17 protein-coding genes and 1 pseudogene are annotated in these 14332 nt (G+C 64.5%); 8 read left to right on the top strand and 10 right to left on the bottom strand.

The window, feature by feature from the left end:
• Positions 1-108 precede the first annotated feature (108 nt).
• The 5 genes and pseudogenes from PU724_RS05845 to ygfZ all read right to left on the bottom strand — a co-directional run bounded on the left by PU724_RS05845 (position 109) and on the right by ygfZ (position 4431).
• Positions 109-716: pseudogene (locus PU724_RS05845) on the bottom strand (class I SAM-dependent methyltransferase).
• Between the two features lie 206 nt (positions 717-922).
• Positions 923-1912 (bottom strand): AraC family transcriptional regulator, encoded by a 990-nt coding sequence (locus PU724_RS05840; RefSeq protein WP_245493298.1) that lies wholly within the window; start codon positions 1910-1912, stop codon positions 923-925.
• Between the two features lie 64 nt (positions 1913-1976).
• Positions 1977-2807: an oxidoreductase gene (locus PU724_RS05835; RefSeq protein ID WP_127284263.1), complete on the bottom strand. Its 831-nt coding sequence runs from the start codon at positions 2805-2807 to the stop codon at positions 1977-1979.
• Between the two features lie 125 nt (positions 2808-2932).
• The gene (locus PU724_RS05830; RefSeq protein WP_354420776.1) at positions 2933-3571 is read right to left on the bottom strand and encodes an HD domain-containing protein; all 639 of its coding nucleotides are present in this window, start codon (positions 3569-3571) and stop codon (positions 2933-2935) included.
• Complete coding sequence (gene ygfZ / locus PU724_RS05825; protein ID WP_354420775.1) at positions 3571-4431, bottom strand: CAF17-like 4Fe-4S cluster assembly/insertion protein YgfZ; 861 nt, start codon at positions 4429-4431, stop codon at positions 3571-3573. The genes PU724_RS05830 and ygfZ overlap by 1 nt, the downstream gene beginning before the upstream one ends.
• A gap of 84 nt (positions 4432-4515) precedes the next feature.
• Here ygfZ and PU724_RS05820 point away from each other — a divergent pair, with 84 nt between their 5' ends.
• Complete coding sequence (locus PU724_RS05820; RefSeq protein WP_354420773.1) at positions 4516-5847, top strand: dihydroorotase; 1332 nt, start codon at positions 4516-4518, stop codon at positions 5845-5847.
• A 22-nt stretch (positions 5848-5869) separates the two neighbouring features.
• On the opposite strand, the gene PU724_RS05815 is transcribed toward PU724_RS05820, so the two are convergent.
• The 4 genes from PU724_RS05815 to PU724_RS05800 form a co-directional block, all read right to left on the bottom strand.
• Positions 5870-6667, bottom strand: coding sequence for a hypothetical protein (locus tag PU724_RS05815; protein WP_354420771.1), 798 nt, complete (start codon positions 6665-6667; stop codon positions 5870-5872).
• Between the two features lie 103 nt (positions 6668-6770).
• Positions 6771-7028, bottom strand: a complete 258-nt coding sequence (locus PU724_RS05810; protein WP_126059159.1) for a hypothetical protein — start codon at positions 7026-7028, stop codon at positions 6771-6773.
• Between the two features lie 348 nt (positions 7029-7376).
• Positions 7377-7754, bottom strand: coding sequence for a TIGR02301 family protein (locus tag PU724_RS05805; RefSeq protein ID WP_354421255.1), 378 nt, complete (start codon positions 7752-7754; stop codon positions 7377-7379).
• Between the two features lie 72 nt (positions 7755-7826).
• On the bottom strand, positions 7827-8255 hold the full coding sequence (locus PU724_RS05800; RefSeq protein ID WP_354420769.1) for an NUDIX hydrolase: 429 nt from the start codon (positions 8253-8255) through the stop codon (positions 7827-7829).
• Positions 8256-8371: 116 nt separating this feature from the next.
• Here PU724_RS05800 and PU724_RS05795 point away from each other — a divergent pair, with 116 nt between their 5' ends.
• Positions 8372-9148, top strand: a complete 777-nt coding sequence (locus PU724_RS05795) for an SOS response-associated peptidase (protein WP_354420767.1) — start codon at positions 8372-8374, stop codon at positions 9146-9148.
• Positions 9149-9240: 92 nt separating this feature from the next.
• On the opposite strand, the gene PU724_RS05790 is transcribed toward PU724_RS05795, so the two are convergent.
• A complete protein-coding gene (locus PU724_RS05790; protein WP_127286319.1) occupies positions 9241-9396 on the bottom strand; it encodes a hypothetical protein in 156 nt (51 codons plus the stop codon).
• 390 nt (positions 9397-9786) lie between these two features.
• On the opposite strand from PU724_RS05790, the gene cysS reads away from it, so the two are divergent.
• The 6 genes from cysS to pip all read left to right on the top strand — a co-directional run bounded on the left by cysS (position 9787) and on the right by pip (position 14235).
• The gene (gene cysS / locus PU724_RS05785) at positions 9787-11220 is read left to right on the top strand and encodes a cysteine--tRNA ligase (RefSeq protein ID WP_354420765.1); all 1434 of its coding nucleotides are present in this window, start codon (positions 9787-9789) and stop codon (positions 11218-11220) included.
• 271 nt (positions 11221-11491) lie between these two features.
• Positions 11492-11899: an endonuclease domain-containing protein gene (locus PU724_RS05780; protein WP_292349369.1), complete on the top strand. Its 408-nt coding sequence runs from the start codon at positions 11492-11494 to the stop codon at positions 11897-11899.
• Positions 11896-12282 carry a VOC family protein gene (locus tag PU724_RS05775; protein ID WP_354420762.1) on the top strand — a complete coding sequence of 129 codons (387 nt, stop codon included), beginning with the start codon at positions 11896-11898 and terminating at the stop codon, positions 12280-12282. The genes PU724_RS05780 and PU724_RS05775 overlap by 4 nt, the downstream gene beginning before the upstream one ends.
• A 23-nt stretch (positions 12283-12305) precedes the next feature.
• On the top strand, positions 12306-12797 hold the full coding sequence (locus tag PU724_RS05770) for a GFA family protein (RefSeq protein WP_354420761.1): 492 nt from the start codon (positions 12306-12308) through the stop codon (positions 12795-12797).
• Entirely contained in the window at positions 12794-13270 is a 477-nt protein-coding gene (locus PU724_RS05765) for a GFA family protein (RefSeq protein ID WP_354420759.1), read from the top strand. Before PU724_RS05770 ends, PU724_RS05765 begins: the two co-directional genes overlap by 4 nt.
• A 17-nt stretch (positions 13271-13287) precedes the next feature.
• Positions 13288-14235: a prolyl aminopeptidase gene (gene pip / locus PU724_RS05760; RefSeq protein WP_245478302.1), complete on the top strand. Its 948-nt coding sequence runs from the start codon at positions 13288-13290 to the stop codon at positions 14233-14235.
• Positions 14236-14332 lie beyond the last annotated feature (97 nt).

Below are 14332 nucleotides of genomic sequence, written 5' to 3'. Positions count from 1 at the left end.
TCCGGTTAATTTAGCGTTTGTTCAGCTAGCCGAATGCGGCGTAACCGTTGCCTGACGCTTTGCTTCGATCGCCGCGAAGCGCTTGTCCAGGGAAGCTGTTTCAGCCCATTATGGGCTGATCGTTGCAACGGTCCTGTCCCTTGGCGCCCTCGCCGGGTGGCGCGCAATCCGGTACACCGCCGCTGGCGGAACGTTCAGCATCGTGCGTCCAATGTGCGTTGCGCTGAGGCCCAGTCCCTCAAGGATCGGCTGCGCGACCGGGCATCGCGGACCATAGGTGAACTGGTAGAACGCCCCGCCGGGCTTCAGGTGAGCAAACGCCCCGTCGAGGATTGCTATCACCTTGTGGTCGGGCATGCTCAGCAGCGGCAAGCCACTGATGACCGCCCCGACGGATGCGTCATTGCGGAATTCGATATCCCCCAGGCGGGCGGCGTCCATGCGAAGCACGCGCGCCCGCGGAAAACGGGTTTCCAAATGCCGCGCGAAGTTCGCGCCGTATTCGACCAGGGTTAGGTCTTCCGCCGCACGCCTCGCTCAAGCAGTTTTGCCGTGAAGACGCCGGTGCCAGGCCCAAGCTCGATGACAGGTCCGGTACTGGATGTGATGTCCTGCGTCATGATCCTGGCCAGCGCGCTGCCGGACGGCGCGACTGCCGCAACCCGGAGCGGCGCGGCAAGCCAGGACCGAAAAAACATCCAGAAATCGTTCTGCATCCACGTCCTCGGAAGAAAGCCAGTGAGAATTCGACGAGGATCTGGATAGCGGCTGCTTGTGCACGGCACAGTGACGGAAGGCGCCGATGCACTTGCGGGGAACGCCAACGGCAAGAGCGCACCCAACGTGGCGGGGTGCTGACGGGGGCGGCGCATCCGGGCGACACCTTCGGTCTTCTCGACCGGTTGCGGCTGGAAAACTCCAGTCAGTGCATGAGGCTGTCGGAAGCCGCCCGTTTCAGGCCGTCAAAGTTGAGTTCCCGCCAGCGGTTGGGGGTCGTGCCCTCCCATTCCCGGAAAGCGCGATAGAACGAACTCGCATCCTGGTAGCCGAGCAGGCAGGCGACCTCGTCAATGTCGGCCGTTGGATCCGATAGCAATTGCCTGCCGAGTTCCTGTCGCGCGTCGACCAGAAGCTCGCGGAAGCTCGTTCCCTGCTCGGTGATACGCCGCTGCAGCGTGCGTTCGCTCATGCCAAGCTCGCGCGCAATGTCGGAAAGCTCCGGCCTTCCGCTCGCCAGGCTTCTCTTGAGAACGCTCTTCACCTGCTCACAGATCGAGCTTTGCGCGCTGAGTTCGCCGAGCGCGGCAGAAAGCGCGGGCGTGAGGATCTCTAGAAGCTCGGGGTTGTGGCCTGGAAAAGGGCGATCGAGGTCGGTGGACCGCAAAACCAGCAGGTCACGCGGGGCGCCGTAACGCACCGGACACCCGAAATAGGTCCGGTGCGCATCGCTTTTCGGATCGGGACGCCTGAATTCGACACGGCTGGGGGTAAGATGCTGTCCCGTTCCCCGCCGGCCGAGTTCGACGACAAAGGCAAAGGCGACATCCGTGGCAACGGCAGGTGTCGGCTCCTTGGCGTAGAGCCATTCGGAGCTTATCGTGCATTCGCCCTTCTCGTCGGCAACATGCAACTGCTCGGGCGAACAGAGTCGCTTGAAGCGCGCGATCCGGGCGATTCCGTCGCGGTAGTTGCGCGCGTGGAAGGCGGCAAGCGTGGATGGCGGATGGATCGCCGTATCGGCGGCTTCGACCAGCCTGATGCCGAGGGCGGGTTCGGGACAGAGGTCTTCGAGAGCCCTCCACAGCTCGAAGTATTGAGCGGTCGTGACAAAGGCGTGTTCGTTGAGGTGAAGGGTGGCGGGAAGCCGGGCCTGCCGCAACAAGGCGGAAGCTGGCAGGCCGAGACGTTCCACGGCGTGCCAGAATGCGCGTGGAGCCTTGCATTTGTCGGCCGGTATTCCGCTCACGCTCTTTCCCTCACCGCATCTGGCTTAGGATGAGGCGGTCGAACATGCGATCGCCCAACCACTTCCTGACACCGATCATCATTCTCGCATACTTGCCGGCGGCGTATCGGGTCCGCGGTCTGGTCGACCTGACGGCCGTCGAGACCACATCGGCGATGACGCTTGGGTCGCTGCCGCGGCCATGGCCGTAGCTCGCTTTCGTCGTCTTCGCCACCATTTGGGCCACCTTCGCATAGGCGCTGGTACCGGATCGCTTCAGAAGTCCGTCCGCTACGACATCGCCAAATCCGGTTTCGATCAGGCCAGGCTCGACAACCACAACCTTGATGCCGAAGGGTGCGAGTTCGAGCCGAAGGCTATCCGACCAGCCCTCCAGCGCATGCTTGGTCGCATGATACCAGGCGCCGAGCAGAGTATAGATCTTGCCGCCCATCGAAGTGATGTTGACGATCGTGCCGGCCTTCTTCCTGCGCATGGCCGGCAGCAGGAGTTGCGTCAGGCGGGCCGGGCCAAACACGTTGACCTCGAACTGATAGCGCGCTTCGTCGATGCCGATATCCTCGACCGGCCCGTAGAGACCGAACCCCGCATTGTTCACGAGCACGTCGACACCGTCGACCTCGGCGAGGATGCTGGCGACAGCCGCGTCGATCTCCGCGCCTTTCGAAATGTCCATGCGCAACGGGCGTGCCCCGAGCGCCGCGAGGTCCTCCATCCTGTCGATCTGGCGCGCGGCCACATAGACCTGAAAGCCGTCCTGAATCAGGCGCTTGGCGATTTCCTTGCCCATGCCGGAGGATGCGCCGGTCACGAGCGCTGTCCTTTTCTGTCTGTCAAACATGATTGCCTCTCATCTTGCTTGAGCCCAATCTAGGGTCGAGCAGAGGTGCCATTCACTGACAGAGCGCGCCATCACAGTAGCAGATTACGCCAAACTTGCCGCGCCTCTCGCGCGGCAGCATTCTTTCACGTCGTGGAATTCGCAGCGACGAAAGACAGACGCTTCGCCTCGAGCGCCGCGAAGCGCTTCAGGAAGGCTGCCTGCGCCCAGGTCACCGAGCGCGGGGTGAAGTCGAAGCGCTCGGCGGAAAAACCGCGCGGACGGCCGAAATATTCGGTCGCTTCGGCTGCGGAGAAGCCTGCAAGCAGCGTCGCCTCGTAGTAGGCGGCGATCTGGTCGGCGCGCTTGATCTCCTTGCGCAAGGCGGCACCGAGGTCCGCCGGCAGCGAGAAGCGCTGGTGGATGGCGCGCTGCAGGCGCAATTCGCAATCCTTGTAGGAGCCGCCCATCACCGACTTGAACGGCGAGATCATGTCGCCGATGACATATTCCGGCGCGTCGTGCAGCAGCGCCGCCAGTCGCGCGTCGGCCGAGGCCGCCGGCACCAGTTCGCAAAACAGCGTCTCTACCAGCAGCGAATGCTGCGCGACCGAAAACGCGTGCTGGCCGCTGGTCTGGCCGTTCCAGCGGGCGACACGCGCAAGGCCATGCGCGATGTCGGCGATCTCGATGTCGAGGGGCGAGGGGTCGAGCAGGTCGAGCCGCCGGCCTGACAGCATGCGCTGCCAGGCGCGCGGCGGTGCGCCGGCGCGGTCGGCCGCCATCAGGCCTCCTCCGCGCCGGCGGCTTCCTGTGGAAAGCCGAATTTCGCCCAGGTCGGGATGGTGAGCGCGACGGAAACATCGCCGGCCGTGATCGGCTGGCCGGCTTCGAGCGCAGCCTTGACGCGGTCGATGCGGGCAATGGCAAGGCCTGCCGCGCCGGCGGTCGAGCCGAGCGTGCCGACCGGTCGTCCGGCGACCATCAGTTCGGTGCCCGGGCCGGGCAGGGCGCTCTCGGCGCCAACGATCAGCACGCGGCGCCTGGCGGTGCCGCGATGCTGCATGCGCGAGACCACTTCCTGGCCGACATAGCAGCCTTTCCTGAAGCCGACGCCGCCGGTCTCGTCGAGCAGCACGTCATGCGGGAAGGCATCGCCGAGCGGGTAGTCGGTCCCGCTTTCGGCAATGCCATGGGCGATGCGCAGCGCCTGCCACGCCGCGACGTCGCCACTCTGCGTCGCGGCGCCATAGCTGCGCTTGACCGTGACGTCGCGGAAGCGGGTGTCGGCGAACGTCGTTGAATCGGAACCTGAGGCGATTGAATCACCGCCCCACGCGACGGTGACAAGCGCCTGATCTTGCTTGGCAATCTCGGCCTTGGCTCTCAGCCGATACAGCATCAGCCGGCGCACGAAATCGTCAGCTACGTCAGTCCGGCATTCCAGGCAAAAGCCATTCTCGCCGGCGCGAGAGATCAGGAAGTCGAACAGGATCTTGCCTTGCGGGGTCAACAGCGCGCCGGGCTTTGCTTCGCCTGGGCTGAGCGCGTCGAGGTCGGTGGTGAGGATGTTCTGCAGGAAATGCTCGGCTTCCGGGCCTGACACGGAAATGAGGGCGCGGTCTTTCAGCAGGGCAAAGGGCATGGATTGAAAAAGAACCTGATCTTGCAAAACGGTCAGCCTTTACGTAAGCCCCTCACACTCCCCCCGCAAGAGACCGAAACGCCCATGGCCACGACCTACGACCTCATCCTGACAGGCGGCACGGTGGTCAACCATGACGGCGAGGGTTTTCGCGACGTCGGCGTGAAAGCCGGGCGCATCGCCGCGATAGGCGATCTCGGCCAGGCGTCAGCCGGCGAGACGATCGACTGCAAGGGCCTGCATATCCTGCCCGGCGTCGTCGACAGCCAGGTGCATTTCCGCGAGCCGGGATTGGAGCACAAGGAGGATCTGGAGACCGGTTCGCGCGCCGCCGTGCTGGGCGGCGTCACCGCCGTCTTCGAAATGCCCAACACCAACCCGCTGACCACCAGCGAAGGTGCCCTTGCCGACAAGGTGCGGCGCGCCACGGGCCGCATGCATTGCGATTTCGCCTTCTGGGTCGGCGGCACCCGCGACAATGCCGGCGATGTCGGCGAGTTGGAACGGCTTCCGGGCGCGGCCGGGATAAAGGTCTTTATGGGCTCGTCCACCGGCGATCTGCTGGTCGAGGACGACGAGGGCGTCGCCTCCATCTTGAGAAACACACGTCGCCGCGCCGCCTTCCATTCCGAGGACGAGTTCCGGCTGCGCGAGCGGCTGGGCGAAAGGATCGAGGGTGACCCTTCCTCGCATCCGGTCTGGCGCGACGAGATCGCCGCATTGCGCTGCACCGAGCGGCTGGTGCGCATTGCCAGGCAGACGCGCGCGCGCATCCACGTCCTGCATATCTCGACCGCGGAAGAGATACTCTTCCTCGAACAGCACAAGGATGTCGCGACCTGCGAGGCGACGCCGCACCATCTGACGCTCGCGGCCGATGATTACGCCCGGCTGGGCACGCTGATCCAGATGAACCCGCCGGTGCGCGCCGCGCGCCACCGCGACGGCGTCTGGCACGGCATCTCGCAAGGCATCGTCGACGTGCTGGGCTCGGACCACGCGCCGCACACGCTGGCCGAGAAGGCAAAGCCCTATCCGGCCTCGCCATCCGGCATGACCGGTGTGCAGACGCTGGTGCCGATCATGCTCGACCACGTCAATGCCGGAAGGCTGACGCTGCAGCGCTTCGTCGACCTCGCCAGCCACGGTCCGCAGCGCATTTTCGGGATGGCGCGCAAGGGCCGCATCGCCGCCGGCTACGACGCCGACTTCACCGTCGTGGACCTCAAGCGCCGCCAGACCATCACCAACGCGCAGGCCGGCTCGAAGGCCGGCTGGACGCCCTACGACGGCAAACAGGTCACCGGCTGGCCGGTCGGCACCATCGTGCGCGGCAAGCGCATCATGTGGGAAGGCGAGATCGCTGCGCCTGGACAGGGCAAGGCGGTGGAGTTCTCCGAGGCGCTGCCGGGATAGGCGCCCGCATCCCGTAAGCCGCTCAATCGCCGGCGACGAAGAACATCCACTGGCCCGCCGGCGTAATGCCGACGCGGTAGAAGATGTAGGCGCCGAACTGCTTCATGTCGTTATAGTCGCCAGCGGTGACGATCTTGAACAGCTCGACCCGCTGCTTGGCGTCGAGCTTGTCGAGCGGCAGCGCGAAGAAATACGGCCAGACATAGAGTTCCTGCGGCGTGCCGGCATCGACATGCACATAGCCGGCGCTCAGCACCTCTTCCATGATGGCGAGGATTTCCTGACCCTCCGAGTCGCCGGCAAGCCCCTTGAGGAAGGTGATTGGATCGCCCTCGATGTCGCCCAGCGACAGCTGTGTCATCGAATCGCCCTTGCCGATCAGCGGCCTGAGCTTCTCGATGTCGCCGCTCCGGCAGGCCTCGACGATCAGATCATGCATGCGCCTGACCGGTTCCGGCAGCTTGGCGAGGTCGTAGACGACTTCCGGCGGCGGCGCCTCCGGGTCGGAGTTCGGGCTGGCGGTGCCGCCGTCGTTCGCCGGCCCTTCCGGCTGGCTCTCCTCGGGCGCGTTGCCCGGCTGGCTGGTGGCGGGCGGGGTCGTGGCGAGCGGATCGGGCATCGGCACGGCGCTGCCGGGCGGCGCCATGTCGTCATCGGCCGATGGCGTCGCCGGCGAGGGCAGGTCCTCGCGCTTGATCTCGCTCAGGGCATGGGCAGGGCTGATCGTGAGGCTGAGCGCCAGCGGAATCGCGGCGCAGAAGGCGGCAAGCCAGAGGCTGAAAACCAGGCCGCGCGGCTGGCCTGAGGTCGAAAAATTCACCGCCTGCCTCTCCATGTGCCCAAGCCCGTCGGGCTGCTCGGGCCGGTTGGGTGCCTTTGATGCAATGATGCCCAAACGGCGCGCCGCCGTCAAAGAACCGGGCTCAGTGCTTCAGCCGCTCCGGTTCGAAGGCGCCGGCGATCACCTTTTCACGCATGCGGTCGAGCAGGGCAAGAGCCGAGGTCTCGCCATTGGCGCGCAGCATCTCGCCAAACGCGGTTTCAAGCGCTGCCTCGGCGATGATTTCCGGCTCGATGCCGGCCGACAACCCTTCCGCCCACGCCTCGCTGTGGCTCTCCACGGCGGTCAGGCGCTTCTCCTCCCTGACCAACGCGTCGATGTCGTTGACGGCATGTTCCATTGCGATGTCCACCCTGTTCAAGCGGCGATCCGTTGTGCGGATCGGGCCTGGGCTGTCCCTTTCACACGCAGGCTTGAGTAACCGTTTGTAAATACGACATTTTTGGGGTCGTACCCGCCAAAATCCGTCGCGTTGCAAAAGCCTGCGTTCGATAGTTTCCAAACTTAGCCGATTAGGCCGGCGAGCGGCACCAAAACCTTCAGTTTGAGTTAATTTCACATCCGCGCCGTAACGTTTCGTTAACGCTGTTGCAGAAGTGCAACATAAGGATTGCACCAAGATGGCGTCATAGACAAGCGCTGGTTCTGAAAACCTGTGGGTGGCGAGGGGGCGGGAGGCCGGACGCCGTCAGTTGCCGTAGCGCGAGGCGATGTCGCGCGACAGCGTCTCGCCTTCCTTCATGTAGCGGCTGATGGCTTCCGTCGCCGAGGCCGTGCATTGCGTATAGGTGCCGCCGAAGGAACGGTAGCCGCGGTTGAACGAAGCGATGAAGCGGGCGCGCCGCTCAGGGTCGGGGTTTTCCGATGCCAGCAGCTTTTCCATTTCGATCCGCCACTGGTCGCCCTTCTCGCCGCAGAGATTGCGCAGGAAATGAAGCGATCCCAGCACTTCCGCCAGCCGCATCAGCCCAGGCTCGAACGGCGCCTCGGCGGCGAGCGCCGGCGGCGCCGTCAGCGTCATGCTGGCGGCAAGCCATGCGGCAAGGAAGGGTGAGGCGCGGGTCATCAGGACCTTGTCGTGACGGGATAAGGCTTTGTGGCGAAACATTTTGTCGCCTGCAAGGCGATTTTCGCGGCCCTACGGTCCTGTATTTCCCCGAGCCCCCAGCAATTCCTCCGCCACCTCGAAAACGTCTCCCGCCAGCGGCATGGTGGCCATCTCGGCCAGCGTATAGAAGGCGGCCGTCTCGGCATCGTCGCTGGCCACCGGCTCGCCGCCGGCGTAAGCCGCGCCGAACACGGTCAGCAGATAGTCGACCGCGTGATTCTCACCGCTGCCATCGATGTGGATGTCGCGCAGCGGGCGGTAGCCATCGGCCCGCAGTCCGGTTTCCTCCTCGAGCTCGCGCGCCGCCGCTTGCGCCAGCGACTCGCCGGGCTCGACCTTGCCGCCCGGATAGGCATAGAGTCCTTGCGACGGCGGCCGCGCCCGCTTGACCAGAAGGACCCTGTCGCCGCACACGATCGCGACGGAAACGGCCGGGATGACCTTGCGAGCTACTGTCATGCGATTGGGGCCGCTTCGTCTGCCAGCTTGGTTGTGGACCGGACAGCTTTAGCGGTTGCAGTGCCGTGGTTCCATCGCCACTTTCATGACGATCCCCAATCGAAGAGCCGAAATCCATGTGCGGACGCTTTGCCCTGACCGCCACGCCGGAGCAGACCGCAGCCTTTCTCGGCCTGGCGGAATTGGAGACGTTTCCGGCCCGCTACAACATCGCGCCGACGCAACCGGTGCTGATGGTGCTTGCCGGTCCGCCAAGGGCGCCGGGCTCGAATTTGCCGGACCGCCAGCCGATGCTGGTGCGCTGGGGGCTGATCCCGACCTGGGTCAAGGACACCAGGGAGTTTCCGCTGCTGTTCAACGCCCGCTCGGAAGGAGCGGCGCAAAAGGCGTCGTTCAAGACCGCCATGCGCCATCGCCGCGCCTTGGTGCCGGCCTCCGGCTTCTATGAATGGCGGCAGGCCGGGGACAAGGGTGCAGGTGGTTCGAAGGGCCAGCCCTACTGGATCCGTCCCAGGCATGGCGGGCTCGTTGCTTTCGCCGGTCTGATCGAGACCTATGCCGAGCCCGGCGGCTCGGAGATGGACACCGGCGCCATCCTCACCGCCCGTGCCAGTTCGGGCATCGCCAATATCCACGACCGCATGCCGGTGGTGATCGAGGAGCGCGACTTTGCCCGCTGGCTGGATTGCCGCACGCAGGAGCCGCGCGACGTCGCCGACCTGTTGCGGCCGGCCGAACCCGATTTCTTCGAAGCTGTCCCGGTTTCCGACCTTGTCAACAAGGTCGCCAACACTGGGCCGGAGATTCAGGAGCGGGGCATTGTCGGGCCGCAAGCCGAGAAGGTCAGGCGCCAGAAGTCCGGCGGGGACGACAGTCAGATGACGCTATTCTAGCGAAGCCCGTCGAGGCCTTCATTTCCAGGGCGCTTGGTCGCGCCCTCATCGCCGGCGCCCCCATCATCGGAGGCTGCGCCGGTCGTGCCGTTTCAGGCGGCGCGCGGCGAGATGATCTTCTGTGCCGGCTTCTTCTTCTTGGCGGTGTGCAGAAGGGCGGCGACGATCGCGGCCGGTCCGATCGCCCGATATTGGTTGGCGAGCGCCGGTTGCTTGGCGCGGCTCGGTTCCTGCTTGCTTCGTGGCATTGGTCTCTTCCCTGGTAACATTTGCGTGTCCGCGTTTGATGGCCGATTCCGACCAAATCGTGACGCCTGGCGATCTAGCCGGCGAATGTTTCATCACTGTGCCGACATGTTTAATAAAATGTTTCAGTGCCTCATAAGCCGTGACCCGGCGACTCGTTTGCTCAAAGTTGCGACTTGACGGCAACACCCGGCAAGGCGATAAAGCCGCGCATGAAAACGTTTTTCGCCATTTGTGGCATTTGCATTATTGACTAGCCTCGCGCTGGTCCGGACGTTTTCGCCTCATCTTTCCCCAGATTGGACAAACGCCCCGGCCAGCAGGCTGGAGCCCGGTTTGCGCCTTGGCGCAAGGAAGGCTCCGTCCAAATCCAAGGGATCGGAAGGGCACGCATGTCTGACGCATCGAAGGGTCTCAGCCTCTACAACACGCTGACGCGGACGCAGGACGATTTCGTCCCCATCGATCCGCAAAATGTGCGCATGTATGTGTGCGGCCCGACGGTCTACGACTTTGCCCATATCGGCAATGCGCGGCCAGTAATCGTCTTCGACGTGCTGTTCCGTCTGTTGCGCCAACTCTATGGCGAGAGCCACGTCACGTATGTGCGCAACATCACGGATGTCGACGACAAGATCAACGCCCGCGCACTGCGCGATTTCGGCGCCGAAATTGCGTCGGGAAAGCTGTCGCTCAACGAGGCGATCCGCCGTGTGACGGAGAAGACCGCCGACCAGTACCACAAGGATGTCGCGACGCTCGGCTGCCTCCCACCGACCTTCGAGCCGCGAGCCACCGAATTCGTCCTGCCGAGGCCGGACGGCAAGGCCGACATGATCACGCTGATCGAGCGCCTGATCGGCCGCGGCCACGCCTATCAGGCGCAGGGTGAGGTGCTGTTCGACACCGCATCGATGCCCGACTATGGCGAACTGTCGAAGCGCAATCTCGACGAGCAGCAGGCCGGCGCCCGCATCGCCGTCGACGCGCACAAGAAGAACCCCGGCGATTTCGTCCTTTGGAAACTGTCCTCGCCGGAGGAACCCGGCTGGGAAAGCCCGTGGGGCAGGGGCCGGCCCGGTTGGCACATCGAGTGCTCGGCGATGTCGGCCGCCTATCTCGGCGAGGTCTTCGACATCCATGGCGGCGGCCTCGACCTGATCTTCCCGCACCATGAAAACGAGATCGCCCAGTCGCGCTGCGCCCACGGCACCGAGGTGATGGCCAATGTCTGGATGCACAACGGCTTCCTTCAGGTCGAGGGCCAGAAGATGTCGAAGAGCCTCGGCAATTTCTACTCGATCCATGAGCTGCTGGAGACCGAGACCTTCGGCGGCCGCAAATGGCCGGGCGAAGTGCTGCGGTTGGCGATGCTGATGACGCATTACCGTGAGCCGATCGACTTCTCCGTGCGCAAGCTGGAGGAAGCGGAGAACACGTTGCGCAAGTGGAAGCGCGCCTCGGATTTGGCGCCGGCGGCCGGGCAATTGCCGGCGGAGGTCGTGGCGGCGCTGTCCGACGATCTCGCGACCTATGCCGCCTTCCAGCAGTTGACGCAGCTTGCCGGCGAGGCGGCGGAAGGCAACGATGCCGCCGCGTCGCTGAAGGCCGCGCTCGCCTTCCTCGGCTTCGATGTCGGCACGGCCGAGGTGGACGAGGCGGCCATCGCCAAGGCCATCGCCAAACGCCTGGCGCTGATCGCCGGGAAGAACTGGGCCGAGGCCGACCGCATCCGCGACGAGCTTCTGGCGCAAGGCGTGCAGCTGAAAGACGGCAAGGATCCTGTCACCGGCGAGCGTATCACCACCTGGGAGGTGAAGCGGTGAGGAGCCTTGCGCGATTGGCGAAAGCGCCGATGACGGCCAATCTCCCCCCTTGCGGGGGAGATGCCCGGCAGGGCAGAGGGGGGTGCGAAGGAACGCCGACGTTCCCAAATCCCCTTGGTGGCAACAACCATCTTTTGAAAGTCCAGCGCTTTCCAATTGATACGCTGGCGGGACAGCACCCCCCTCTGTCCTGCCGGACATCTCCCCCGCAAGGGGGGAGATTAGCTCTCGCTGGCGGTTTCGCTAATCTCCAGCGTGGGGTCGCCCGATAATGGGACACGACCTCGTTCCACCCCGCCAACGCAAGAACGCAAAATCCATGCGGCGTGCGATGACCGACGCCGAGCTGAAGCTTTGGAACGAACTGCGCGCTCACCGACTGATGGGGATGAGCTTTCGTCGGCAGGTACCGATCGGCCCTTATATTGCGGACTTCGCCTGTTCGACCCATCGTCTCATAGTCGAAGTCGATGGCAGTCAGCATGCTGATGCGGAACACTCGGAACGAGACGAGGCACGAGGCGCGTATTTGAAGTCAAGCGGCTGGACCATCCTGCGCTTCTGGAACGACGACGTCATCCGCGATATCGACAATGTCTGCCAGCACATCGTGATCGAGGCTGGCCTCGCCGGCGCCGATAGGCCGGCACGCGAACCAGCAAGGGAGGCAGTTTCATGATCGACCATCTCGGCATCACCGTTTCCGATTTCGACGCCTCGAAGGCTTTCTACGACAAGGCGATGGCGCCGCTCGGCGCTTCGCTGCTTTACATGGTGTCCACCGAATACACCGGCGGCGCCAAGGTCGGCGGTTATGGCCGCGACCGGCCGGTGTTCTGGCTGAGCTCGGGCAAGGACAAGCCGAAGGATCACCAGCATGTGGCCTTCACCGCGCGCAGCCGCGCCGAGGTCGATGCCTTCCATGCCGCGGCCCTTGCCGCCGGCGGCAGGGACAATGGCGGCCCGGGGCTCCGCCCGCACTATCATCCGAACTACTATGGCGCCTTCGTCTTCGATCCCGACGGCAACAACGTCGAGGCCGTCTGTCATGATCCGGAGTGATCGGCCATGAAGTGGAGTGAGTCATGAGCCTCGACAACCGGCCGGTCTACACAGGCGGCTGCCAGTGCGGCGCGGTGCGCTTCCGCGTCGAGGGCGCGCTGGGCGATGCCTCGATCTGCCATTGCCGCATGTGCCAGAAGGCGAGCGGCAATTTCTATATGCCGCTGGTCTCGGTGCGTGGCGCCAGGGTCGAATGGACGCGCGGCGAGCCCAAGCGCTTTCGTTCTTCCAGCGCAGCATGGCGCGGCTTCTGCGCCGAGTGCGGCACGCCGCTGACCTTCGAGGCGCCCGACGGCATGGCGCTGGCGATCGCCGCCTTCGACGATCCGGCCGGCATCGTGCCCACCATCCAGTGGGGCACCGAGGCGAAGTTGCCTTACGTCGATACGATCCCGAAATTGCCGGGCGAGGACACGATGGCCGACATCGGCTCGGCGCCTTATCTGGCCGAGCTCGTCTCCTATCAGCACCCCGACCACGACACCGACCAATGGCCGCCGGAGGAAAGATCATGACCGACACTGTTCGAACCGGCGGCTGCCAATGCGGCGCCGTGCGCTTTCGCATCAAGGGGGCGCTCGGGCGCCCGTCCATCTGCCATTGCCGCATGTGCCAGAAGCAGTTCGGCTCCTTCTTCGGGGCGCTGGTGACGGTGCCGAAGGACGGCGTCGAATGGACCCATGAGGAGCCGAGCTACTTCCAGTCCTCCGTCAACATCGATCGCGGCTTCTGCGCCCGTTGCGGCACGCCGATGACCTACCGCCAGCAGGGCCAATTGGAGATCGCCATCGGCGCCTTTGACGACCGCTCCGACCTCGCGCCGCAGATCCAGGTCAACTACGCGGTGCGGCTGCCCTGGGTAGAAAAGATCTTCGAAGCGCCGATCCATGAGGACTCCGACTTCTATCGACGGCAGGAGCAGATCATCTCCTTCCAGCATCGCGATCACGAGACGGCCAACTGGCCGCAGCAGGGCTTGAAACTATGACGATCGCCGGCGGCTCCATGCGTACCCTCTATCCGGAGATCGAACCGTTCGAGTCGGGCATGCTCGATGTCGGCAATGGCCACACCGTCTACTGGGAGCGCTCCGGCACCAAAGGTGCCAAGCCGGCAGTCTTCCTGCACGGCGGCCCGGGCGGCACCATATCGCCAAAGCATCGGCGGCTGTTCGATCCCAAGCTCTACGACGTCATCCTCTTCGACCAGCGCGGCTGCGGGAAATCGACGCCAAACGCCTCGCTGGAGGCCAACACCACCTGGCATCTCGTCGCCGATATCGAGCGCTTGCGCGAAATGGCGGGCTTCGACAAATGGCTGGTGTTCGGCGGCTCGTGGGGTTCGACGCTGGCGCTCGCCTATGCCGAGACGCATCCTGAGCGGGTGAGCGAACTCGTCGTGCGCGGCATCTACACGCTGACGCGCGCCGAGCTCGAATGGTACTATCAGTTCGGCGTGTCCGAGATGTTCCCCGACAAATGGGAGCGTTTCCTGGCGCCGATCCCGGAAGCCGAGCGCGGCGACATGATGGCCGCCTATCGCAAGCGGCTGGTCGGCTCCGACCGCAAGGCACAGGTCGAGGCCGCGCTTGCCTGGAGCCTGTGGGAAGGCGAGACGATCACGCTCTTGCCGGAGCCGGAAACCAGCGGCAAGTTCGGCGAGGACGACTATGCCGTCGCCTTCGCCCGCATCGAGAACCATTACTTCGTCCATGCCGGCTGGCTCGAGGAGGGGCAGTTGCTGCGCGACGCCTGGAAGCTGAAGGACATCCCCGGCACCATCGTCCACGGCCGCTACGACATGCCGTGCCCGGCGCGCTACGCCTGGGCGCTGCACAAGGCCTGGCCGAAGGCGGATTTCCATCTCATTGAAGGCGCCGGCCATGCCTATTCCGAGCCCGGGATCTTGGATCGCCTGATCCGGGCGACGGATGGGTTTGCGGGGAAGAACTAGTCGATGTACGGCTTTCCGTCCCACCCCCCTCTGTCCTTCCGGACATCTCCCCCGCAAGGGGGGAGATTGGATATCGCCTTCGCTTTCGCCAATCGCC

This window comes from Mesorhizobium abyssinicae, from assembly GCF_049887195.1.
Taxonomy (GTDB): domain Bacteria; phylum Pseudomonadota; class Alphaproteobacteria; order Rhizobiales; family Rhizobiaceae; genus Mesorhizobium; species Mesorhizobium abyssinicae.
The sequence above is the reverse complement of the archived record's forward strand: the minus strand, read 5'-3'. Positions and strand labels throughout refer to the sequence as shown.